25 protein-coding genes and 1 tRNA gene are annotated in these 20759 nt (G+C 63.4%); 12 read left to right on the top strand and 14 right to left on the bottom strand.

The features are described from left to right. Positions 1-42 precede the first annotated feature (42 nt). On the top strand, positions 43-693 hold the full coding sequence (locus AC57B1_RS18030; protein WP_496418205.1) for a DUF2939 domain-containing protein: 651 nt from the start codon (positions 43-45) through the stop codon (positions 691-693). Between the two features lie 102 nt (positions 694-795). Here the strand turns inward: AC57B1_RS18030 and AC57B1_RS18025 are convergent, their stop codons facing one another. Further along, complete coding sequence (locus AC57B1_RS18025) at positions 796-1260, bottom strand: universal stress protein (RefSeq protein ID WP_091794608.1); 465 nt, start codon at positions 1258-1260, stop codon at positions 796-798. A gap of 284 nt (positions 1261-1544) precedes the next feature. Here AC57B1_RS18025 and nodI point away from each other — a divergent pair, with 284 nt between their 5' ends. Beyond that, positions 1545-2459, top strand: coding sequence for a nodulation factor ABC transporter ATP-binding protein NodI (gene nodI, locus AC57B1_RS18020; protein ID WP_408293385.1), 915 nt, complete (start codon positions 1545-1547; stop codon positions 2457-2459). A gap of 99 nt (positions 2460-2558) precedes the next feature. Continuing rightward, entirely contained in the window at positions 2559-3386 is an 828-nt protein-coding gene (locus AC57B1_RS18015) for an ABC transporter permease (RefSeq protein WP_496418204.1), read from the top strand. A gap of 88 nt (positions 3387-3474) precedes the next feature. On the opposite strand, the gene AC57B1_RS18010 is transcribed toward AC57B1_RS18015, so the two are convergent. After that, positions 3475-3897: a hypothetical protein gene (locus tag AC57B1_RS18010; RefSeq protein WP_091794614.1), complete on the bottom strand. Its 423-nt coding sequence runs from the start codon at positions 3895-3897 to the stop codon at positions 3475-3477. Positions 3898-4215: 318 nt separating this feature from the next. Next, positions 4216-5178 carry a LysR family transcriptional regulator gene (locus AC57B1_RS18005; RefSeq protein WP_496418203.1) on the bottom strand — a complete coding sequence of 321 codons (963 nt, stop codon included), beginning with the start codon at positions 5176-5178 and terminating at the stop codon, positions 4216-4218. Between the two features lie 260 nt (positions 5179-5438). Here AC57B1_RS18005 and AC57B1_RS18000 point away from each other — a divergent pair, with 260 nt between their 5' ends. Continuing rightward, positions 5439-6842: a M20 family metallopeptidase gene (locus AC57B1_RS18000; RefSeq protein ID WP_496418202.1), complete on the top strand. Its 1404-nt coding sequence runs from the start codon at positions 5439-5441 to the stop codon at positions 6840-6842. A gap of 118 nt (positions 6843-6960) precedes the next feature. Beyond that, entirely contained in the window at positions 6961-8244 is a 1284-nt protein-coding gene (locus tag AC57B1_RS17995; RefSeq protein ID WP_496418201.1) for an MFS transporter, read from the top strand. A gap of 150 nt (positions 8245-8394) precedes the next feature. Here the strand turns inward: AC57B1_RS17995 and AC57B1_RS17990 are convergent, their stop codons facing one another. Then, positions 8395-9447: an NADP(H)-dependent aldo-keto reductase gene (locus AC57B1_RS17990; protein ID WP_496418200.1), complete on the bottom strand. Its 1053-nt coding sequence runs from the start codon at positions 9445-9447 to the stop codon at positions 8395-8397. Between the two features lie 146 nt (positions 9448-9593). Between AC57B1_RS17990 and AC57B1_RS17985 the strand changes: the two genes are divergently transcribed. Together AC57B1_RS17985 and AC57B1_RS17980 are read left to right on the top strand one after the other, a co-directional pair. Continuing rightward, positions 9594-9806, top strand: coding sequence for a DUF3820 family protein (locus AC57B1_RS17985; RefSeq protein WP_091794623.1), 213 nt, complete (start codon positions 9594-9596; stop codon positions 9804-9806). Between the two features lie 231 nt (positions 9807-10037). Continuing rightward, on the top strand, positions 10038-10283 hold the full coding sequence (locus tag AC57B1_RS17980; RefSeq protein WP_408343335.1) for a hypothetical protein: 246 nt from the start codon (positions 10038-10040) through the stop codon (positions 10281-10283). Between the two features lie 27 nt (positions 10284-10310). Here AC57B1_RS17980 and cysC read toward each other — a convergent pair whose 3' ends face one another. Both cysC and AC57B1_RS17970 read right to left on the bottom strand, forming a co-directional pair. Beyond that, complete coding sequence (cysC, locus tag AC57B1_RS17975) at positions 10311-10850, bottom strand: adenylyl-sulfate kinase (protein WP_496418199.1); 540 nt, start codon at positions 10848-10850, stop codon at positions 10311-10313. Further along, positions 10847-12439, bottom strand: coding sequence for a sulfotransferase family protein (locus AC57B1_RS17970; RefSeq protein ID WP_496418198.1), 1593 nt, complete (start codon positions 12437-12439; stop codon positions 10847-10849). The genes cysC and AC57B1_RS17970 overlap by 4 nt, the downstream gene beginning before the upstream one ends. A gap of 346 nt (positions 12440-12785) precedes the next feature. On the opposite strand from AC57B1_RS17970, the gene AC57B1_RS17965 reads away from it, so the two are divergent. From AC57B1_RS17965 to AC57B1_RS17955, 3 genes are all read left to right on the top strand, one after another. Further along, positions 12786-13151, top strand: coding sequence for a hypothetical protein (locus AC57B1_RS17965; RefSeq protein WP_408343330.1), 366 nt, complete (start codon positions 12786-12788; stop codon positions 13149-13151). Positions 13152-13287: 136 nt separating this feature from the next. Further along, positions 13288-14289, top strand: coding sequence for a tRNA dihydrouridine(20/20a) synthase DusA (dusA, locus tag AC57B1_RS17960; protein ID WP_496418197.1), 1002 nt, complete (start codon positions 13288-13290; stop codon positions 14287-14289). An 88-nt stretch (positions 14290-14377) separates the two neighbouring features. Beyond that, positions 14378-14453 (top strand) — tRNA-His (locus tag AC57B1_RS17955). Positions 14454-14554: 101 nt separating this feature from the next. Here AC57B1_RS17955 and AC57B1_RS17950 read toward each other — a convergent pair. Further along, complete coding sequence (locus AC57B1_RS17950) at positions 14555-14800, bottom strand: hypothetical protein (protein ID WP_408343327.1); 246 nt, start codon at positions 14798-14800, stop codon at positions 14555-14557. A 158-nt stretch (positions 14801-14958) separates the two neighbouring features. Beyond that, complete coding sequence (locus AC57B1_RS17945) at positions 14959-15183, bottom strand: hypothetical protein (protein ID WP_091794638.1); 225 nt, start codon at positions 15181-15183, stop codon at positions 14959-14961. A 311-nt stretch (positions 15184-15494) separates the two neighbouring features. On the opposite strand from AC57B1_RS17945, the gene AC57B1_RS17940 reads away from it, so the two are divergent. After that, entirely contained in the window at positions 15495-15761 is a 267-nt protein-coding gene (locus tag AC57B1_RS17940) for a hypothetical protein (RefSeq protein WP_091794641.1), read from the top strand. Between the two features lie 214 nt (positions 15762-15975). On the opposite strand, the gene AC57B1_RS17935 is transcribed toward AC57B1_RS17940, so the two are convergent. Together AC57B1_RS17935 and AC57B1_RS17930 are read right to left on the bottom strand one after the other, a co-directional pair. Beyond that, entirely contained in the window at positions 15976-16218 is a 243-nt protein-coding gene (locus AC57B1_RS17935; RefSeq protein ID WP_496418196.1) for a hypothetical protein, read from the bottom strand. Between the two features lie 110 nt (positions 16219-16328). Then, the gene (locus AC57B1_RS17930; protein ID WP_408293424.1) at positions 16329-16526 is read right to left on the bottom strand and encodes a hypothetical protein; all 198 of its coding nucleotides are present in this window, start codon (positions 16524-16526) and stop codon (positions 16329-16331) included. A gap of 172 nt (positions 16527-16698) precedes the next feature. On the opposite strand from AC57B1_RS17930, the gene AC57B1_RS17925 reads away from it, so the two are divergent. After that, on the top strand, positions 16699-17034 hold the full coding sequence (locus AC57B1_RS17925; protein WP_496418195.1) for a hypothetical protein: 336 nt from the start codon (positions 16699-16701) through the stop codon (positions 17032-17034). An 8-nt stretch (positions 17035-17042) separates the two neighbouring features. Here AC57B1_RS17925 and AC57B1_RS17920 read toward each other — a convergent pair whose 3' ends face one another. Genes AC57B1_RS17920 through ssuD form a run of 4 tightly spaced genes read right to left on the bottom strand, consistent with a single transcriptional unit; the run spans position 17043 to position 20364 of the window. Then, positions 17043-17258 (bottom strand): TOBE domain-containing protein, encoded by a 216-nt coding sequence (locus tag AC57B1_RS17920; protein ID WP_011488137.1) that lies wholly within the window; start codon positions 17256-17258, stop codon positions 17043-17045. A 47-nt stretch (positions 17259-17305) separates the two neighbouring features. Next, positions 17306-18307, bottom strand: coding sequence for an ATP-binding cassette domain-containing protein (locus AC57B1_RS17915; protein ID WP_496418194.1), 1002 nt, complete (start codon positions 18305-18307; stop codon positions 17306-17308). Further along, complete coding sequence (gene ssuC, locus AC57B1_RS17910; protein ID WP_496418193.1) at positions 18304-19146, bottom strand: aliphatic sulfonate ABC transporter permease SsuC; 843 nt, start codon at positions 19144-19146, stop codon at positions 18304-18306. The genes AC57B1_RS17915 and ssuC overlap by 4 nt, the downstream gene beginning before the upstream one ends. Positions 19147-19203: 57 nt before the next feature. Further along, positions 19204-20364 (bottom strand): FMNH2-dependent alkanesulfonate monooxygenase, encoded by a 1161-nt coding sequence (gene ssuD, locus AC57B1_RS17905; protein WP_408343319.1) that lies wholly within the window; start codon positions 20362-20364, stop codon positions 19204-19206. Positions 20365-20759 lie beyond the last annotated feature (395 nt).

Here is a 20759-nt window from a genome sequence, read left to right as displayed (position 1 = left end):
CGCGGTCCACGTTAGATCACACCTGATGGAGAGTCCCGTTCGATGGCAGTTTCGAAACGCATTAAAGGCGGCGCCACCCGGCCGCTGATCGTCACGCTGATCGTGATTGTGCTAATCGCGGCGCTCGGGTTTGCGTACGCGTCACCGTATCTCGCGCTGAACAATCTCAAACGCGCCGCCGATGCGCGCGACACGCAAACGGTCAATCAATACGTCGACTTTCCCGCGTTGCGCGAGAGCCTGAAGCAGCAGGTCGCCGGGCTGCTCACGCGGCGGCTCGACGCGCACAGCAACGGCCATCCGCTGGCCGCCATTGGCGCGATGATCGGCGTCGCGCTGATTGGCCCGCTCGTAGATGCCTATGCCACCCCAGACGGCGTGGCGGCTTTACTGAACGGCATGCCGCCGCGCGGCGATCCGGGCGAACGGCCGCCCGCACCGCCTGCTGCGAACACGCCGGCGGATGGCGCCGCGGCCTCACCCGCACCGGCGGCGCCTGCCGTTGGAACTGCGGGCAACGGCAACACCAACGCCGCGCCTGCGCAGCCGCCGCAAACCACCGCGGGCTATCGCGGCCTCAACGAGTTCGTCGTCACCTACCAGCACGGCGCCGGCGACGCGCGTTACTCGGCGATCTTCCAGCGCGAGGGTGTCTTCACATGGAAGCTGGCCGCGGTCAACCTGAACGAGTGATCGCCTGGGGTCGTCGGGCCGAGGCGACCGGCCCGTTGAGCACGCTCGCGGTAGCCGGGCCGGCATCCAGACGCTAGACCCAGGCGCGATACGCAGCCGCTATCAGGCCGCCGCCTGCTGCTGCTCCTGAGCGGAAGAACACGCCACCAGAATGCTGCACGAGACGCGGTCGAGCAGCGGCGTATTACCCGCGCCCATCCACCACCGTGACAAACCGGTACGACAGCGGTGGCCGACCACAACCAGGTCGACGTGCAATTCATTGGCAAGGTTGGCGATCTCGTCGATCGGATGGCCGAACGCGAAATGCCCTTGTGCGCTCACGCCTCGCTCGGTAAGCCAGTCCACGCCTTCCTGAAGGATGTCGCGGGCGGTCTTTTCGAAGCTGCCGCAAGCCACGTCGGTCAGCAGGCCCGCGCTTTGCGCAATGCTCGAACGCATATCGACGACCGACAACAAGTGCGTTTCCGCTTTCAGATCCAACGCCAGATCGGCGCCGCAACGCAATGCTTTGCGGCCTTCGCGCGAGCCGTCGTAGCACAGCAGGATTTTCTGGTAGCTCGCCATGATTTTTCTCCCTTCGCGCGGGACGCGCGATCTGAATGAATCATGGTGCGCCGCAATTCAGGTTGCAAGGGATGGAAAACGCTAACTGTGCGGTAACGGCACACAAGCCACGCTCTAAAGAGGTGCGCGCGCCAACAGGGTTGCTTGCGGCTCGTTGCCGCAGTGCGGGAAACCCGTGCGGGAGCGTCGGGCGCGCACCAACGCCGACCCGCCAATGCCCTAGAATAGGCGGCCCTCCCGGCCATTAGAATCATCCATGTCTGTTCCGGAGACTCGTTCGATCCATGCCTGAAGCCGCCATCGAATTTCACGAGGTCAAAAAAAGCTACGGCGAAAAGACCGTCGTCGACGGACTGTCGTTCCATGTCGACGCCGGGGAATGTTTCGGCCTGCTCGGCCCGAACGGCGCGGGCAAAACCACCACGTTGCGCATGCTGCTCGGCATCGCCTCGCCGGATGCGGGCACGATCCGCCTGTGCGGCGAGCCGATTCCCAGCCGCGCGCGCGTGGCGCGGGCGCGCGTCGGCGTGGTGCCGCAGTTCGACAATCTCGATCCCGACTTCACGGTGCGCGAGAACCTGCTGGTGTTCGGCCGCTACTTCGGTTTGAGCGCCGCGCAATGCCGTGCGATGGTGCCATCGCTGCTCGAATTCGCGCGCCTGGAGAGCAAGGCGGATGCGCGCGTGAGCGAACTGTCCGGCGGCATGAAGCGGCGCCTCACGCTGGCGCGCGCGCTCGTCAACGATCCCGACGTGCTCATCATGGACGAACCGACCACCGGCCTCGATCCTCAGGCACGGCATCTGATCTGGGAACGGCTGCGCTCATTGCTTGCGCGCGGCAAGACCATTCTGCTGACCACGCACTTCATGGAAGAAGCCGAACGTCTCTGCCACCGGCTGTGCGTGATCGAGGAAGGACGCAAGATCGCCGAAGGCGCGCCGAGCGAATTGATCGCCTCCGAGATCGGTTGCGATGTGATCGAGATCTTCGGACCGGATCCGGTCGCGTTGCGCGATGAACTGGCGCCGCTCGTCGAGCGCACCGAGATCAGCGGCGAAACGCTGTTCTGCTACGTCAACGACGCGCAACCGGTGCATGCGCGACTCAAGCAGCGCGCGGATCTGCGCTATCTGCACCGGCCGGCGAATCTGGAAGACGTGTTCCTGCGGCTCACCGGCCGCGAGATGCAGGACTGAAGAAGCATGTGAAGAAGCATGAATAGCGGCATCGCACGCAACGCGCTACAGCCATAACGACGAAGCACGTCCCCTCGGGGACACCGCACGAGACACGCAATGGACGCACGCACCTACGACTCCCCGGGCGAGACCCCGTCGAATCAGGAAACCTTCGCCGCTTTTCCCGCGAACGCAACCAACTGGATCGCCGTGTGGCGCCGCAATTATCTGGTGTGGAGAAAGCTCGCGCTCGCCTCGATGTTCGGCAATCTTGCCGATCCGATGATCTACCTGTTTGGCCTCGGTTTCGGGCTGGGGCTGATGGTCGGCCATGTCGAGGGCGTGTCGTATATCGCCTTTCTCGCGGCGGGCACCGTGGCGTCGAGCGTGATGATGTCGGCGAGTTTCGAGTCGATGTATTCGGGCTTCTCGCGCATGCATGTGCAGCGCACCTGGGAGGCGATCATGCACACGCCGCTGACGCTCGGCGACATCGTGCTCGGTGAAGTGATCTGGGCCGGCAGCAAGTCGATGCTGTCCGGCGCGGCGATCATGCTGGTGGCCGGCGCGTTGGGCTACGCAAATTTTCCGTCGATGCTGCTGGCGTTGCCGGTCGTCGTGCTGACCGGCCTCGCGTTCGCGAGCATCGCCATGGTCGTCACGGCGCTCGCGCCTTCGTACGACTTCTTCATGTTTTACCAGACGCTGGTGTTGACGCCGATGCTGTTGCTGTCCGGCGTGTTCTTTCCGGCATCGCAATTGCCCGCCGTTGCGCGCGGCGTCACCGAAGTGTTGCCGCTGGCGCATGCCGTCGACCTGATGCGGCCGGCCATGCTGGGACGTCCAATCGAACATGCGCTGTTGCATGTGGCCGTGCTGGCGGCGTATGCGGTAGGCGGGTTTGTCGTGGCGGCGATTCTGTTTCGCCGCAGGATGATGAAGTAGGCTTCGGCTCTCGATAACCATAGGCGCTGAGGCCGGGTCGCTCAGTGTCGATCCCAGCGTATCAGCGCCTGCCGCGACCCGGACCGGCTCAGTCCTCGTCGTCGGTCCATGGAATGTCCACGTCGGAAATGAACGCCACCGTGGCGAACGGCCCGCCGTCCTGACGGCCGATCTTGCCGTCGGCACGCTGCCATTCGACGCGGAACATCGTGCCCGGCTCATCGGCGATCAGTCGAACCGTGCGAACCTCGTCCGGATCGGCTTCTTCCACCGGACCGTCGAGCGAGATCTGCAATTCCTGCGGCCACAGCCCGTCGGCCGGATCATAGATCTTGTCGCCGTCGGGAATCAGCGTAAAGGCTTCCACGCCGATCGTCGCCGAGGCCTCCACGATCATCTTGCCCAACGCGCGCAGCAATGCCGTCGCTCGCGCCGAATTCGCCTGACGGATTGCAAGATCCCCGCGCGTCAGCGCCTGCTCAAGTTTTGGGTTTGTTTTTTGTTGCGCCATTCGATGTCCTGAGTTCCTATCGCTCTGTTGTGGACGGCGCGCTGCATCGAGCGCGCGCCGCTCTCCATTTTTCGGGCTGAATCCTACCACTGGTGTGCGCTGCAGCAATCCCCGCCGCGCAGTCCGGCGCTTTCAGCCGGCCCCGTCCACCACAGTTTAGGTCGTGATTCGTGATCCGGCAGGGACATTTGCCTTTCAATCGGCGCTGAATGGATCGCTATCGCACGCACGCCATACGTTCGCCCTAACGTTCGCGGCCGGCCGCAAACGTAGCCTTGCCGCCTGGAAGCCGGGCGGGCTATCCGGGCCTTTGCGCGTTCAGCGCGGGGGCGTGGTTCGCTTTCGAACGGCCTTCATGGCAGTCCCCTGCGCCGGCTTCGCACCCGCGATTTCCGTGATCAGATAGTCCCTGAAGGCTCGCACCGACGGCGGTAACTCACGCCCCGCCATGGTCTGAATCTGAATGCTGCGCTGGCGCATTTGCGGATGCGTGAGCGGCATCACGACGAAGCCGTCATTCGCGTAACGGTCGCGCACGGACAGCAGCCCCGTGAACATGATGGCGCCGGACTTCTGCGCGTAACGGTACATGGCGCCGCTATTGTTGCAGGTGAGATCGGGCTCGAGCAGGATGCCTTCGAGCGCACAGGTAATGTCGATCAATTGACGAATCGTCGTGCCGGGCTCGGGCAGCACCAGCGGATAGCGCTGCAAGTCGGCGAGCGACACTTTCGCGCGCGCGGCCAACGGATGATCGGCGCGCAGCAGCGCCAGCACCGGCGCGCGCTCCGTGTGCTCGACCTTGACGCCTTTTTCCGGCGCGAGGCTGAAGGTCAACGCAAGATCGGCGTCGCCGTCGCGCACCCGGCGGGTCGCCGCGTCCGGTGACATGACCGACAGCGTGAAGTCGATGCCCGGATACTGAACGCGAAAGCCCGCCATCGCGGTAGGCAGGAAATCGGCGGCGAATCCTTCCGAACTGGCCAGCTTGATCATGCTGCCGTGCAAGGTTTCGAGCCCGCCGATCTCCTTCATCACATGCTCCGCCTCGAGCAGACTGCGCTGCGCGTACGCAAGCAGGCGCTCGCCGGCTTCGGAAAGCGCCATGCCGCGCGGCCGCCGCTCGAATAGCGCGACGCCGAGGTCGCCTTCGAGCCGCGCCACCTGGCGGCTGATTGCCGACACGGCGACATGCAGACGTGCGGACGCGTCGCTGATCGAGCCGGTGCGCGCGACTTCGACGAAATAGCGCAGCGCGATGCCATGCAGCGAAAGTGCCATGAGTGATGCCTCATTCAACGGTAGGCGCTGCCAGGTCGATGGCCGCCGGCAGTTTTACTGCTTGCAATGAGCTTTGCCTTTTCGGCAACGCAAGCTTCGAAAGACGATCATTGTGACAAAAAAAACGGCCTCCTAGAATCGATTCGACGCTGCAGACCGTGGCCTGTCTCAATCGACCCGCAACCGACCCGCAATCGCCCCGCGATCGAACCCGAGACCAAGCGCCGCCCGCCCCACATTCGCCCGCATTGGAGACCCCTATGAGCCGCACCGAGGCCATCGAGCACGCCACACACCATTTCGAATCCGGCGCCTTTCTCGACACGCTGAACCGTCGCGTTGGTTTTCGCACGGAAAGTCAGGAGAGTGATCGCGCCGCCGCGCTGCTGTCGTATCTGACCGACGAAATCACGCCCGAAGCGGCGGCCCTCGGTTTCAGCACGCGCATTGTCGCGAACCCGGTGGACGGCTTCGGGCCGTTCCTGATCGCGAGCCGCCACGAGGCCGACGACCTGCCGACCGTACTGATCTATGGACATGGCGACGTGGTGCGCGGCTACGACAGTCAGTGGCGCGCGCCGCTGACACCCTGGGCCGTGACCGTCGAAGGCGAGCGCTGGTTCGGCCGCGGCACCGCCGACAACAAAGGTCAGCACACCATCAACCTCGCCGCGCTGGCGAGCGTGCTGGCCGCGCGCGGCGGCAAGCTCGGCTTCAACGCGAAGCTGCTGATCGAGATGGGCGAGGAAACCGGCTCGCCCGGACTCGACGAAATCTGCCGCGCGCACCGTGAAGAACTCGCCGCCGACGTGCTGATCGCCTCCGACGGCCCGCGTCTCGCCGCGCGCCGCCCTACCGTGTTCCTCGGCTCACGCGGCTCGGTGAATTTCAAGCTGTCGTTGAATCTGCGCGACGGTGCACATCATTCCGGCAATTGGGGCGGTCTGCTGCGCAATCCGGCCACGGTGCTGGCGAATGCGTTGTCGAGCCTCGTCGATGCGCGCGGTGTGATCGCCGTCGAGGGTTTGCGTCCGCCGCCGATTCCCGAGGCGGTGCGCCGTGCGCTCGCCGATATCACGGTGGGCGGCGGCCCGGGCGATCCGGCGGTCGACGACAACTGGGGCGAGCCCGGCCTGAGTGCGCCTGAGCGCGTGTTCGGCTGGAACAGCTTCGAAATACTTGCGTTCAAGGCCGGCAACCCGGAGAACCCGGTCAATGCGATTCCTTCGGCGGCGTTCGCGCATTGCCAGCTGCGCTTCGTGGTCGGCACCGATTGGGACAATCTCGAATGGTATCTGCGCACGCATCTGGATGCGCACGGTTTTTCCGAAGTGCAGATCGAAGTCGAGCGCGGCGCGCCGGCCACCCGTCTGAACCCGGACGATCCATGGGTCACGTGGGCGATTGCGTCGCTCGAACAGACCACCGGCAAGAAGACCGCCGTGCTGCCGAATCTGGGCGGCACGCTGCCCAACGAAGTCTTCGCCGATACGCTCGGCCTGCCGACCCTGTGGGTGCCCCACTCGTACCCGGCCTGTTCGCAGCACGCGCCGAATGAGCACCTGCTCGGACCAGTCGTGCGCGAAGGTCTGCAGATCATGGCGGGCCTCTTCTGGGATCTCGGCGAAAACTCGCCGCGCGCGACAACCCGCGGCGCGATCTGAGCGACGCCTGAGCAGCACCCAAGCAGCACCCGAGCAGAACCTGAGCAACACCCGAGCGACATCCACGCGCTCGGGCCCGGCACGCCGTTATCCGTTTATCTCACGAGGCACGTCCACGATGAGCACGTCCACTTTGCAAGCCAGCGCCGCGCGGCCTTCCGCCGCGAAGGTCCATCGCATCATTCTCGCGGCGTCGATCGGCAACGCGCTCGAATGGTTCGACCTCGTCGTCTACGGCTTTTTCGCGGTGACCATCGCGAAGCTGTTCTTCCCGGCACGCACCGAAGCGATCTCGCTGATGCTCACGCTCGGCACCTTCGGCATCTCGTACCTGATCCGGCCGCTCGGCGGACTCGTGCTCGGCTCGCTCGCCGACCGCGCCGGACGCAAGGCGTCGCTGCTGCTCTCTATCGCGCTGATGATGATCGGCACCCTGACGATCGCAGTGATGCCGCCGTACGCGGCGATCGGGCTATGGGCGCCTGCCGGCATCATGCTCTCGCGCCTCGTTCAAGGTTTTTCGGCAGGCGGGGAATTTGGCGCATCCACGGCATTCCTGGTCGAACATGCTCCCGAGCGACGCGGCTTCATGGGCAGCTGGCAGTTCGCGAGCCAGGGCATGGCGACGCTGCTCGCCTCCGGCTTCGGCGCGCTGCTGACAAGCCAGCTCACCGCGGCGCAACTCGAATCGTGGGGATGGCGCGTGCCCTTCCTGTTCGGCCTCGCGATTGGTCCGGTCGGTTTCTATATTCGCCGTTACGTGGACGAAGGCGCCGAGTTCAATGCGGAGCCGAAAGCCCGCACGCCTCTGCGCGACCTGTTCGGCACGCAGAAGGTCCGCATGCTGCTCGCGGTCGGCTCGCTGGTCATTTCGACGGCGGCCAATTACATGATCCTGTACATGCCGACCTACGCGATCAAGCAATTGCACCTGCCCGCCTCGACCGGCTTCTCGGCGACGCTTGCCACCGGCGTCGTGCTCACCGTGCTGACGCCTTTCGCGGGGCACCTGTCCGACAGCCTCGGGCGCATCCGCATCATGGCGGCGGCCGCCGTGCTGATGCTGGTGACGATCTATCCGGCCTTCGTCTATATGAACGCGCATCCGTCATTCGCGACGATGCTGCTCGCGCTGATCTGGATCGGCGTATTGAAGGCGACGTATTTCGGCGCGCTGCCCGCGTTGATGTCGGAGATCTTCCCGACGCAGACGCGCGCGACTGGCCTGGCGGTGAGCTACAACATCGGCGTGACGGTGTTCGGCGGCTTCGCGCCGTTCGTGATTACCTGGCTGATCGACGCAAGCGGCAACAAACTGGCGCCCGGTTTCTATCTGATGTTCTGCGCAGTGGCGAGTTTGCTCGCGCTTTATGCCGTACGCGCAAAGTTGAAGATTCGCTGAGCGTGCGTCGAGGTGTGACGCAATTTCAGAAGTGGATCAATTGGCAAGCGCCCCGGCCAACTAGCCGGGGCAGCCAGATAACGCAGCGATTCGAGCGGAACTGCGTGTTCCATCAAACCCGACTCGAATCGCAGCGCCGGTAATCGCGCATCAAGGCGCGGGATTCGGCTGCAACTCATGCAGCGCATCGATTTCCGCGAGCACTTCCGGCGAGAGTTTCACGTCGACGCTGGCGATGTTTTCCTTCAACTGATCGAGCGAGGTCGCGCCAATCAGATTGCTGGTCACGAACGGCCGGCTGTTGACGAACGCAAGCGCGAATTGCGCGGGCAACAACCCGTGACGCTTCGCGAGTTCCACGTAACGCGTGGTGGCCTGCACCGCTTGCGGCTTGCTGTAGCGCTGGAAGCGCTCGAACAGCGAGATGCGGGCGCCGGCCGGACGCGCGCCGCCTTCGTACTTGCCCGACAACCAGCCGAAGGCCAGCGGCGAATAAGCCAGCAAGCCGATGTTGTCGCGATGCGCGTATTCCGACAAACCGGCTTCGTACGTGCGATTGAGCAGGCTGTACGGATTCTGAATGCTGACGATGCGCGGCAAGCCGAGCTTTTCGGCCGCGCGCAGAAACTGCGCGACGCCCCACGGTGTTTCGTTCGACACGCCGATGTGGCGCACCTTGCCCGCCTTGACGAATTCGGCGAGCACGGACAGGGTTTCTTCGATCGGCACCGTATAAGCGTCGTCGACCCACGGATACGCGGGGCGGCCAAACGTCATCGTGCTGCGATCCGGCCAGTGCAGTTGATACAGATCGACGTACTCCGTTTGAAGGCGCTTCAGGCTGTCGTTAAGCGCTTCGGTCAGATTCTTGCGGTCGAACTGGTTACCTTCGCCACGAATATGGCGCGGGTTATGCGGTTGACGCGCGGGGCCCGCGATCTTGGTGGCGAGCACGATTTTCTCGCGTGCGCCGCGATGCTGCGCGAGCCATGTGCCGATGAAGCGCTCGGTCGAACCTTGCGTCTCGGCACGCGGCGGAACCGGGTACATTTCAGCGGTGTCGATCAGGTTGACGCCGTGATCGAGTGCGTAATCGATCTGCGTATGCGCTTCCTGCTCCGTGTTCTGCTCGCCCCATGTCATGGTGCCGAGACCGATCAGGCTGACCTGCACATCGGAGTCGCCGAGTCTGCGGTATTCCATTGAACTTGTCCTGTTATTTGGTTGAACGAAAAGCGCTGACGTTACCACGCCGGCGCGATACCTGCAGGGCACGCTAAAATGCATGCTCCAACGGGCGCTGCCCGTTTTTCCACACGCCACGTTTCTCCGCGCCCCGACCCTGTGCAATGAATCCCGAACACCTCGAACTGCTGGTCACGCGCGTCATGCCTTACGGAAAATATAAGGGCCGCCTGATTGCGGACTTGCCCGGTCATTATCTAAACTGGTTTGCCAGTCAGGGCTTTCCGCCGGGAGAAATCGGCCGGCTGCTGGCCTTGATGCAGGAGATCGATCACAACGGCTTGAAGTCGCTGCTCGATCCTCTGCGCAAACGCTGATCGCTTCGCGGTGAAAGCCGCGTGAAGTGTCGTGAAGCGCGGTTGAAAGTTGCCGCGCAGGCATCGTGCAAGTAATGCAAGCCTGTACAAATTTATACAGAGTTTTGCTTGTACCTTGCGCGCTGGATGGACTTTAATCCACGTAGGTCTTCGCGTGTTTCGCCGTGGTTCGCGCCAAGGTTCGCGCCGTGGTTCGCCCCATCATTCGCATCTCATCCTGCCTGCCCGTCCATGTCTGATTTCAGCTTGTCCGCGCTGCTCGATTTTATCGGCCACGACCTCTCGCCCGTGCGTGCCGTCATCGCGTTCTTCCTGATCGGCTACCTCATCGTCGGACTACCCGTTCATTTCCGCCAGGGCGCCGCATCGCGCGACATCTGGGGCACCGCGGCCGGCGTGACGATGGCCGCGATCTACGCGGCGTTCATCATCGGCGTGTACCCGGCCTTGCATCATTCGGGTAGTTTGTTGCGGTAATCCGCTGGGGCGTCAGCACAAAACGCGCTAGCCGCCCAGGCGCCCCGTCGCGGCCAGATACGTGAGCACGTGGTCTACGCATTCGTCGACCGGCATCCGGTCGGTTTCGATCACCACGTCGGATGCGAGCGGCGCTTCGAACGGATCGGAAATACCGGTGAAATGCGCAATTTCGCCGCGTCGCGCGCGTGCATAAAGCCCCTTGGCATCGCGCGCTTCGCAGACCTTCAGCGGGGCCTTCACGAAGACCTCGACAAACCCTTCGCCGACAATTTCGCGCGCCGAGCGCCGATGCCGATGCTCCGGCGAGATCACGGCGGCAATCACGACAAAGCCCTGCTGCATGAAGAGCGCCGCGACGTGCGCGACCCGCCGCAGGTTTTCGGTGCGGTCCTCGGGCGTGAAGCCGAGGTCGGCGTTCAGTCCACGCCGCAGCACGTCGCCGTCGAGCACGATCGCGGCATGCCCTGCCTGCTTCAGCCGCTCAAGCAAGCCGTTGGCCAACGTCGACTTGCCGGCGCCGGAAAGTCCCGTCATCCAGATCACGGCGCCGCGGGATGCGCTCATGCGCGACGCTCCGAGCCGGGTGCCGCAACCTCGTCAGCCTCATGTCCGTGCGCCGGAGCCAGCTTCGGGCCGAGACCGTCGAACAGCGGTTGAAGCAAGGCCTGTTGCGGCTGCCACCGTTGCAACGACGTCCTGTAAAGCGGACGGCGCACCTGCGCGGAACTGGCCGTGTTCACCTGGCGCCTGTTCTGATGAAAGGACAGGCAGCGCTCGTCCCAGTCGAGCCCGCAATGCGCGAGCAGGCGGCGCACATTGCCTTCGAAATCGTCGACCAGTTCTTCATATTTGACCTCGATCATCACCCCTTCCGGGAGCACGCGTTGCCAGTGGGCCATCAGGGCGTCATAGGCGCGGTAGTAGCGGCCCAGTTCGCCGAGATCATAGCTGAATGGCACGTCATGAAAAATCCGCGAGAAGATCGACAGGCACGTTGGCACAGGCGCGCGGCTGCTATGAACGAAGCGGGCGTTCGGCAGCGCCAGATGAATCAGGCCGAGGTTGATGAAGTTGAACGGATATTTGTCGGCGAAGTGCGTGTAGCGCGAGGTCGGCGCGGCGTCTTCCCTCTGTGCAGGGTCGTGGATCTCCGGCAACGCGCCGCGCATGCGACGCAAATAGTCCGCGCCGAGCGCGCGCAACGGCGCGGCGCCGACCTCCCCTAGTGCCTCGATATCGATCCGCAGCGGATCTTGCGGATCGCGGCGGATGCAGCTCACCAGCGCTTCGCCGAATTCCGTGCGCTCACCCGCGCCCAATACCTGAGGATGGCTCGCGAGAATCTGTTCGATCAAGGTCGAACCCGAGCGCGGCATGCCGACGATAAAGATCGGCGCTTCTGACGGATCACCCAGACCGCGCTTCGCGTCCAGCACCGCCGAAGTCGTCAGCTCAGGCAGATGCGCGAACAGGCCGAGCGTCTCCGCCTCGTTGTAGCGCACGCCGGCGCGGTGCAATGCGTTGCCCTTCAGGAAATGATCGAACGACGCGTCGTTGCGGCCCAAATCGGAGAGCGCCTGGCCGTACGCAAAGTGAATCTCCGCCTGATCGGTCGGCGTCAACGAAGCGGCGTTACCGGCGAGGCGCTCCATCGCGACGAATACCGGATCTTCGCTGGTGAGGCGCTTGGTCTGCACGAAATTGCGGTAATACAGCGGCACCCGCGGCGCGGCCTCGATCGCCCGGCGATAGGCGGCGTGAGCTTCGTCGAAGCGGCCGAGCGCCTGCAGGCAATTGCCCATGTTGTTGTGCGAACCGTCGGCTAGCGGATTCAGGCGGGCCGCCTCGCGGTAAGCATCCACCGCCTGCTCGAGCCGATGCATCTGTTCGAGCGTCCAGCCGAGGCCGTGATGCGAATCCGTGTCGCGCGGATCGAGCGCAATTGCCGCTCGATAGGCGAGCACGGCTTCGGGAAATCGGCTCAGGGCGGCGAGCGTCGCCGCGATGCGCTGGTGCGCGAGCACGTCGCGAGGCGCGAGCGCGCGCGCGTTTTCGAAACGTTGCAGCGCGGCGTCGAGTTCGCCGCGCGCAGCAAAGGCGTCGCCTGCGGCGCGCCATTCTGATGCAGTGGCCGGCTGGGGATCGTGCGTCATTAAAGGGTGGATCTTCGCAGGCTTCGCTTCGAGCGATCCTGACGGTAAGCGGGTGCGGTTTTTTCATCCGGCCGGCAAATTGGCATCGGCTGGATTCGAGGTAATTGTCTGAAGGGAACTTAACAGGCGCGCCCTACAGTTGCGTTGCGAAAATTTAACTAACTGTTACAACGGGGTGAATGGGTAAGTTTTCGAAACGTGTCGGTGCGCCTTCAGCAGTGGTCTCCAATTACAACGCGTGATCTCTGGACGCGCCATGTCGCGCGCAAACCGTAATGTGCGGACACAAATGCTGCTGAACTCCTGAGCGTGCGCGGTTTCTCACTCTTACCCGAAGGAGAAAATCGTGAGCAGGCTCATTGCATCAATGGCACTGTTGGCGGTGATGGCCAGCCTGACCGGATGCGTCGTCGCACCGGCATCCGACTACGGCTACGCGCAGCCTTATTACCCCGGCTACGGCTACGCTTACGGACCACCGTATGCGCCGGTTTACGGCAGCGTCGGCATCTACGGCGGCTGGGGTGGGTCCTGCTGTTACTACCATGGCGGCGGATGGCATGGCGGCCATGGGTGGCACGGCGGGGACGGAGGGCACGGCGGCGGCTGGCATGGCGGAGGTTACGGCGGCTACCACGGCGGAGGTAGCGGCAGCGGCGGCGGAAGCTCATGGGGCAGCAGCGGCGGTCACGGAGGAGGACATGGACATTGACGCGGCCCGCACCTGACTCGCGGGCCAGTCAATGGCATGGTTTCTGGACAGCACGGGTCGCGAGTGTCTCGCCCGGACGGCGATTTCACGCGTTGCGGTAAAATCGGTGTTTTGAATCAAGCCGTCTGGCCGCCCCATGTCTTCACCTCGAACTCCCAGTCCGCGCCGCGTCTCGGTTGCACCCATGATGGACTGGACTGATCGTCACTGTCGCTCCCTGCATCGCGTGATCTCTCGCCATACCTGGCTTTACACGGAAATGGTGACGACCGGCGCGCTGCTGCATGGCGACGTGCCGCGCCATCTCGCGTTCACGCCGGCAGAAGCGCCGGTCGCTCTGCAACTCGGCGGCAGCGAACCCGACGATCTCGCGCGCGCGGCGAAACTCGGCGAACAATGGGGCTATGACGAAATCAACCTGAACTGCGGCTGCCCATCCGAGCGCGTGCAACGTGGCGCATTCGGCGCGTGCCTGATGAACGAGCCGCAACTCGTCGCCGACTGCGTCAAGGCCATGCGCGATGTAGTGTCCGTGCCGGTGACGGTCAAGCACCGCATCGGCGTGGATGCAGTCGAGGAGTACGGTTTCGTGCGCGACTTTGTCGGCACGATTGCGGATGCCGGCTGCAATGTGTTCATCGTGCACGCACGCAACGCGATTCTGAAGGGTTTGAGCCCAAAGGAAAATCGCGAGATTCCGCCGCTGAAATACGAGTACGCGTATCAGTTGAAGCGCGACTTTCCGCAGTTGGAGATCATCATCAACGGCGGCATCAAGACGCTTGATGAAGTGGAGACGCATCTTCAACACGTCGACGGTGTCATGCTCGGGCGCGAGGCGTATCACAACCCGTATGTGCTGGCCGATGTCGATGCACGCTTCTATGGTTCGACAGAAACGCCGCTCACTCGCGAGCAGGTCGAAGCGAAACTGATCGAGTATTGCGCGGCTGAAATGGCGCGTGGCACGTATCTCGGCGCGATTACGCGCCATGCGCTCGGCCTCTATCGCGGTGAAGCGGGCGCGCGTGGATGGCGCCGTGTGCTGTCCGATAGCAAACGTCTCGCCACGCGCGATCTGAGGATCTTCGATGAGGCAAGGCAGCATCTGCGCGAGCCTGCCGAAATTTTTGAATAAAGGACTAGGCAAACGAGATTCTTGTTCGTATAATCTCGTTTCTTCATCGACGAGCCAGGTTTTACGGCAAGTCAAGCAGATGTCAGTGGTGGCTGTAGCTCAGTTGGTAGAGTCCAGGATTGTGATTCCTGTTGTCGTGGGTTCGAGCCCCATCAGCCACCCCAAAGAATTCAAGTAGTCAGGTTTTACGAACGGCGTTGTGAGAAATCACTTCGCCGTTTTTGTTTTGGCCTTTGCGGTTTTCCTTCGCGGTTTGAATCCCGCTTCAGCGCGTTGCGTCCGACACGTTGGCTCCGCCCTCATCCGTTTCGGTCGAAAGCCGCCCCGTGTTGCGCATGGCCGATAGCACGTCCTCGATCTTCGCGTCCTCGAGCGGGCGCCGACCGGCGCGCAGGCGTCGAGCGTTTGTCAAATCAATGGCACGTTGCAAATCGGAAGTTTCGGCGGCGATATACACCGCGATCCCGTAGCCGTATCGCTCGGCGAGTTTGTAGTCAAAGAAGTATTTCATGCTTTCGTTTTCGGCAGCCGCACCGAAAACTTTACAGGAACGCCACCAACGTTTCAGCGAGCCGCCCGCTGCGAGGCGTCATCCTCCACATGCTTGTCGGCATCGCCCTGCTGTCGTGAGACGCGGTGCGTCCGCAAAAATCGCCGAACCGTCTGCCGTCAGTGCTGACTCGCGTTCAGCAACATCCAGATCTGCTTGTGTGGCTCGCCGGTCAGAATGCGAGCGAACACCGCGTTGCAGCGCACGCAGGTGTAGTGCTCCTCCACTCGCACGTCTTTCACCGCCCCACGATTATTCAGCGCCAGCCTGTCATGCGGGCTACTGGCGGCCGGTTGGCCATACAGGTCGGCGCAGGCAGCGCATGGTTGAATCCATAGGTCCATCAGACTGCTCCCCCAAGCAACGGATCCGATCGAATTCGATCGAGCCGCGCTCCATTCAATGCATTTAACCTCGTTGCGCCGCGGGTCTTTATTCCTCAAGACCCTTGCCGCACGGGGTCGGACCATCGCTCACGCTTATCCCGCCTGCCTTGCGTCGATTATTCCAGAATAGAGAACAGTAATTTCAAGTTATCGATACAAATTCTCGATAGTAGGGGTATACACTGCATTCCATCGACGTTGCAGACACACCTCACCGGCCCCTGCGACGCCTTCCTGAAATGAAGTCGTAACGTTATCGGAGTCACACCATGAAGACCAAGCTCATCGCCGCCCTGCTGGTTGCTGTTTCTGCCTCGATCGCCGCTCCCGCTTTTGCTAGCGGTTACGGCCCGGCACCGTTCTATCGTCCGTCGGTCGGCGCACCGGCTTCGCAACAAGGCCAGAACGCACAAACCGTCGCAGCTGAGCGCGCTAACGCTGAATCGAATGCCTACGGCGGCGTGAACAACGTGTCGTCGCAATCGGGCGCCAAAGAGCCGGTTTCGGGCCCGCAATCGGTTTTCTTCGGCCACTAAGCAGTTGCCGTTGAACCGGCTGCCTCACGAGGGCGGCCGGTAAACTGGGCGCCGCGCATGCAGTATCGATGCCGGCGCCAGTTGCGTTTACCTTGCGTCACACAAGGCCCCGCAAGCAGCTCCACAAGCCGCTGCAAACCCCCTTCAGAACAGCGCCGCCGATATCACGCCAGCGCGCCTCGGCGCGACGATCTGCCACCAAACCGCTCGCCCCCTAAATGGCAAGCCCCGCATCGATCACTTCGCGCGCCGCGCGGAAGGCCGCCTCGGCCGCGGCATGCTCGGTAGACCATAGGCTGTCGATATGCACGAGCCGCCAGTCGACCATTACCACGTCGTTGCGCAACACCCGGAAATGCGCTTTGACGCCCGTCAGCACCTGCTCGACGGCGACCTCGATGTCGTAGTCCTGATAGCGCTCCTGGTAGTCCCCCATATCGAGGCCCTTCGGCTCCATGGTCTCCTCCGTGATACCTGCGCGAATCTGACGGCCAGACTCGTCCGGCGAGCACGCCAGCGGCTCGCGGAACGATTCGGCCGAACGTCAGGCCGTTGCCGCTTCGACGATCAATCGCAATCGCCCGAAAGGTATTGCCGGCCGTTGCAGGTGATCTCGACTTCGCCGCCGCTCGCTTCGGCAACCAGACCGCCCGCCAGCAATTCGGCGGTCACGGACTGATCGAGTTTCGGCGCCGGCTGTCCGACACCGACGTCGTTCAGACGCCGCAAGGCCTCGACCGATTCGGGACTCAATGACTTAGACATGGCTGTCTCCGTCTACATGCTCAATTCATCCTAGCAAGTTTCGGGGACGTATGCAGGTGCCGCGTCGAGGCACGCGGGTTGCGTCGCGCAATTGATCCCACCAGCACAACGGCGTCGACACCGGTAACCAGCAACCGGAGCCCGGCAGGCGGCACCGCCAAGGAGCACGATCATGGAGCGAAACAGATGCGCCGCGCTGATAGCGGGCGTCGCGCTGGCAATAGCCGGCGCGCGCGGAGCGGTGACATTCGCGCAGACGGCGAAGCCGGGACAAGGGCAACAATCAGGACAACAACCCGCACAAAAACCCGCGCAGGCAGCTGCGCCAGAAGCCAATTCGTCGATGGTCAGGCCGCCTCAGTCCGCCTCGGGCTTGAACGGCTCAAGCGGCCCAAGCGGCACAAGCGGCTCGAGCAATCCTGACAACATGCCGATCAAGCGCCCCGAGAAGCCGACCAACGACAAGATGATGCACGAGCCGCCCGCGAGCGGCGCGAACGCGAAATAGCGCAAGCCTCACAGGCGCGCGATCGAGACCTCCGTCGACTTCACCAGCGCAACCACTTCCGAGCCGACCTTCAGATCGAGTTCGTCGACGGAGCGCGTGGTGATCACCGAGGTGACGATACCGAAAGGCGTATCAACGTCGACTTCGGAGACCACCGGTCCGCGGATGATTTCCTTGACCTTGCCTTTGAACTGATTGCGTACGTTGATTGCGGAAATGCTCATTTCGAGTGGCTCCAGAGAAGCGATTGAGAAAAGTCAGTCAAGGAATGTCAGACGGCCCAGCGGACGTCTGTCGGCCGCCTCGCGCGGCCTTCGTCACGCGTGTCGTACGCACGGTCGGACAGCGCGTCGTCGTTCGGCGCCGTCTTCAGTACGCGTTGCAACACATGCTCTTCGAGCGCGGCGAAACCGGCCGATGCACGCGCCCGCGGACGCGCCAGCGGCACCGGCTGATCGAGCGCAATGCGCCCTTCTTCGATCAGCAGAATCCGGTCGCCGAGCGCCACGGCTTCATGTACGTCGTGCGTCACCAGCAGCGCGGTAAATCGATGTTCGCGCCACAGGCGCTCGATCAACGCGTGCATTTCAATGCGCGTCAAGGCGTCGAGCGCGCCGAGCGGTTCATCGAGCAACAGCAGTTGCGGACGATGCACCAGCGCGCGCGCCAGCGCCACGCGCTGACGCTGGCCGCCGGAAAGCTGCGCGGGCCAATCATTGGCGCGCTCCAGCAAGCCGACTTCAGCGAGCACGGCGCGGGCGTCCTCACGCGCGCTGCGGCCCAAGCCGAGCATCACGTTTTGCAGCACGCTCTTCCAGGGCAACAGACGCGCGTCCTGAAACATGATGCGGGTGTCGAGCGGGCCGCCGTCTTCGGTGCGCTTTTCGAGCACGCCCGAAGTAGTCTTTTCCAGACCGGCGACGAGCCGCAGCAAGGTGGATTTGCCGCAGCCGCTGCGGCCGACGATCGCCACGAAACTGCCGCGCTCGATTGACAGATTGAAATCGGCCAGCACCTCGCGCTCGCCATAGCGCTTGCCGACGCCGCGCAACTCCACCGAATAGTCAGCCGCGCGGCGCACGTCGTCGCGCGCGAGCGCGCCGCCATGCAGCCGCGAATCGACGCGCGCCTGTTGATGATGCGCCGCATCGGCATGCTCGAAGTCCGCGGCTTCGTTCGCGTCATGTTCGACGGTGCGGGCTTGCACCAGTTCGGCTTCGAGGTCGCCGCCGGCGATCCCGCCGAACGACGCCGACAAGGTCGTTGCGTTCATAGCTTCGCTCCTCGTTGGTAGGCCGGGTGCCAGCGCAGCGAGACGCGCTCGAGGCTCTTGGCCAGCACATCGGCGAGTTTGCCGAGCGCGGCGTAGAGCAGAATGCCGACCACCACCACATCGGTTTGCAGGAATTCGCGCGCATTCATCGTCATATAGCCGATGCCGGATTGCGCGGAAATGGTCTCGGCGACGATCAGCGTGACCCACATCAGCCCGAACGCGAAGCGCACGCCGACCAGAATCGACGGCAACGCGCCCGGCAAAATCACATGCCGGTACAGCGCAAAACCCTTCACGCCATAACTGCGCGCCATTTCGATCAGATTGGCGTCGACCGAACGGATGCCGTGGAAAGTGTTGACATAGATCGGGAAAAATACGCCCAACGCAACGAGAAACACCTTCGCTTCCTCTTCGATGCCGAACCACAGAATCACGAGCGGAATCATCGCCAGTGCCGGGATGTTGCGGATCATCTGCACGGTCGAATCGAGCGCGACCTCGGCGGGCTTGAACAGACCCGTGGCGAGTCCGAGCACGAGTCCAATGCCGCCGCCGATCGCGAAACCCGACACCGCGCGCCACGTGCTGACCTTCACGTCCGCCCACATTTCACCGGACTGGATCAGCGACCACGCGGCCTTCACGACCGCGAGCGGCTCAGGGAGCACGCGCGTGGACAACACGCCGCTGCGCGCGGCGAATTCCCACGCCAGCAGAATCGCGAGCGGCGCGAGCCACGGCGCGAGATGCGCGCCGATCCGGCGCAACGTATTGAAACCCGCGCCGCCAGTTGCGCCTTCGTCCCGATCCGTACTTACAGTGGATTGAGCCATGCTTGCCCTTCCTCATTGCTTATCGATGATCGCGCGTGCCGTTCGTAGCACCTGCACTCAGCTCGAACTCGCCGCCTTCGGCAGATAGTTGTTGCCGACGATCTCGCCGAATGGACCCGACAACGGCCCGTTCGAGACTTTGTTCAGCCGGTTCGGCAGCAGCGGAAACACGAGTTCGGCGAAGCGATACGACTCTTCCAGATGCGGATAGCCCGACAGAATGAAGGTGTCGATGCCGAGGTCCGCGTATTCCTTCATGAGCGCCGCCACCTGCTCCGGGTTGCCGACCAGCGCCGTGCCCGCGCCGCCGCGCACGAGGCCCACGCCCGCCCACAGGTGCGGATAGACCTCGAGCTCCGCGCGGCCGCCGCGCTTGCCGCCGTGCAGCGCGGCCATGCGGCGCTGCCCTTCGGAATCCATCTTCGAAAACGAAGCCTGGGCACGCGCGACGGTGTCGTCGTCGAGCTTGCTGATCAGCTTGTCGGCGGCGGCCCACGCTTCTTCTTCGGTCTCGCGCACGATCACGTGCAGACGAATCCCGAACTTGATCTGACGGCCGTGCGCCGCGGCGCGCGCGCGAATGTCGGCGATCTTCTTCGCCACCGCGGCGGGCGGCTCGCCCCACGTCAGATAGGTATCGATATGCTCGCCCGCCATGTCGTGCGCGGCCGGCGACGAGCCGCCGAACCACAGCGGCGGATGCGGATGCTGCACGGGCGGATACAACGCCTTGCCGCCCTTCGAGCTCAGATGCTTGCCCTCGAAGTCGATCGCGTCGTTGGTATGCGCGGCGCTCAGCAGCTTGCGCCAGATGTGCAGGAATTCGTCGGTGATTTCATAGCGCGTGTCGTGGTCGACGAACACGCCGTCGCCTTCCAGTTCCGCCGCATCGCCACCGGTCACGACATTGATCAGCAGACGCCCGTTCGACAGACGGTCGAACGTCGCCGCCATGCGCGCGGCCAGACCCGGCGACGAGATGCCCGGGCGGATCGCCACCAGAAACTTCAGCCGTTTGGTCGCGGCGATCAGGCTCGACGCGACGACCCACGCGTCCTCGCATGAGCGGCCCGTCGGCAGCAGCACGCCCTCGTAGCCGAGCGTATCGGCGGCGACGGCGATCTGCTGGAAGTAGTCGTAATCGGCTGCGCGTGCGCCTTGGGACGTACCGAGATAGCGGCTGTCGCCGTGAGTCGGAATGAACCAGAACACATTCATTTGCTGCTCCTGCATGATCGAAACTGGATTGAATGGAAACGGTGCGTCGAGTGCCGGCGCGCGCGGCCGCGCGCATCCATCCGGCACACAGCCGGACGGTGCAGCGCAAGAAGACGGAAAAACGCGGTATCGGCGCCGGCTAGCGGCGGCAGCGGACCCGCCGGCGCGCGTGCGCCATGTGGCAGGTGAAGATCGGCATCAGGCAGGACATCGCGACGGCTTCCCTCGACCAAACGTGCGCGTCATGCGCGCGTCGATTAAACGGCGACGGCGGCAAACGCCGTCTGTATGGTGAAAGAGTCTATGGATCGGGCCGCGGCTTTTGAACGATTTTTTTTAGCTTAGGTTTTCCACTTTCGTGATTAGCCCGACGCTAAAGCATACGGATGGCGCGC

The organism is Paraburkholderia sp. BGA-UO-ETr-F21 (genome assembly GCF_059567925.1).
The sequence above is the reverse complement of the archived record's forward strand: the minus strand, read 5'-3'. Positions and strand labels throughout refer to the sequence as shown.

Coding starts and splice junctions, on each gene's coding strand:
- AC57B1_RS18000 (WP_496418202.1), top strand. CDS start 5,439: ATGAGCCGCACCGAGGCCATCGAGCACGCCACACACCATTTCGAATCC.
- AC57B1_RS17925 (WP_496418195.1), top strand. CDS start 16,699: ATGGAGCGAAACAGATGCGCCGCGCTGATAGCGGGCGTCGCGCTGGCA.
- AC57B1_RS17930 (WP_408293424.1), bottom strand. CDS start 16,526: ATGTCTAAGTCATTGAGTCCCGAATCGGTCGAGGCCTTGCGGCGTCTG.
- AC57B1_RS17980 (WP_408343335.1), top strand. CDS start 10,038: ATGTCTGATTTCAGCTTGTCCGCGCTGCTCGATTTTATCGGCCACGAC.
- cysC (WP_496418199.1), bottom strand. CDS start 10,850: ATGAGCGCATCCCGCGGCGCCGTGATCTGGATGACGGGACTTTCCGGC.
- AC57B1_RS18010 (WP_091794614.1), bottom strand. CDS start 3,897: ATGGCGCAACAAAAAACAAACCCAAAACTTGAGCAGGCGCTGACGCGC.
- ssuC (WP_496418193.1), bottom strand. CDS start 19,146: ATGGCTCAATCCACTGTAAGTACGGATCGGGACGAAGGCGCAACTGGC.
- AC57B1_RS17995 (WP_496418201.1), top strand. CDS start 6,961: ATGAGCACGTCCACTTTGCAAGCCAGCGCCGCGCGGCCTTCCGCCGCG.
- AC57B1_RS18030 (WP_496418205.1), top strand. CDS start 43: ATGGCAGTTTCGAAACGCATTAAAGGCGGCGCCACCCGGCCGCTGATC.
- AC57B1_RS17915 (WP_496418194.1), bottom strand. CDS start 18,307: ATGAACGCAACGACCTTGTCGGCGTCGTTCGGCGGGATCGCCGGCGGC.
- AC57B1_RS18015 (WP_496418204.1), top strand. CDS start 2,559: ATGGACGCACGCACCTACGACTCCCCGGGCGAGACCCCGTCGAATCAG.
- AC57B1_RS17935 (WP_496418196.1), bottom strand. CDS start 16,218: ATGGAGCCGAAGGGCCTCGATATGGGGGACTACCAGGAGCGCTATCAG.
- AC57B1_RS17985 (WP_091794623.1), top strand. CDS start 9,594: ATGAATCCCGAACACCTCGAACTGCTGGTCACGCGCGTCATGCCTTAC.
- AC57B1_RS18005 (WP_496418203.1), bottom strand. CDS start 5,178: ATGGCACTTTCGCTGCATGGCATCGCGCTGCGCTATTTCGTCGAAGTC.
- ssuD (WP_408343319.1), bottom strand. CDS start 20,364: ATGAATGTGTTCTGGTTCATTCCGACTCACGGCGACAGCCGCTATCTC.
- nodI (WP_408293385.1), top strand. CDS start 1,545: ATGCCTGAAGCCGCCATCGAATTTCACGAGGTCAAAAAAAGCTACGGC.
- AC57B1_RS17970 (WP_496418198.1), bottom strand. CDS start 12,439: ATGACGCACGATCCCCAGCCGGCCACTGCATCAGAATGGCGCGCCGCA.
- AC57B1_RS18025 (WP_091794608.1), bottom strand. CDS start 1,260: ATGGCGAGCTACCAGAAAATCCTGCTGTGCTACGACGGCTCGCGCGAA.
- AC57B1_RS17950 (WP_408343327.1), bottom strand. CDS start 14,800: ATGAAATACTTCTTTGACTACAAACTCGCCGAGCGATACGGCTACGGG.
- AC57B1_RS17920 (WP_011488137.1), bottom strand. CDS start 17,258: ATGAGCATTTCCGCAATCAACGTACGCAATCAGTTCAAAGGCAAGGTC.
- AC57B1_RS17990 (WP_496418200.1), bottom strand. CDS start 9,447: ATGGAATACCGCAGACTCGGCGACTCCGATGTGCAGGTCAGCCTGATC.
- AC57B1_RS17945 (WP_091794638.1), bottom strand. CDS start 15,183: ATGGACCTATGGATTCAACCATGCGCTGCCTGCGCCGACCTGTATGGC.
- dusA (WP_496418197.1), top strand. CDS start 13,288: ATGTCTTCACCTCGAACTCCCAGTCCGCGCCGCGTCTCGGTTGCACCC.
- AC57B1_RS17940 (WP_091794641.1), top strand. CDS start 15,495: ATGAAGACCAAGCTCATCGCCGCCCTGCTGGTTGCTGTTTCTGCCTCG.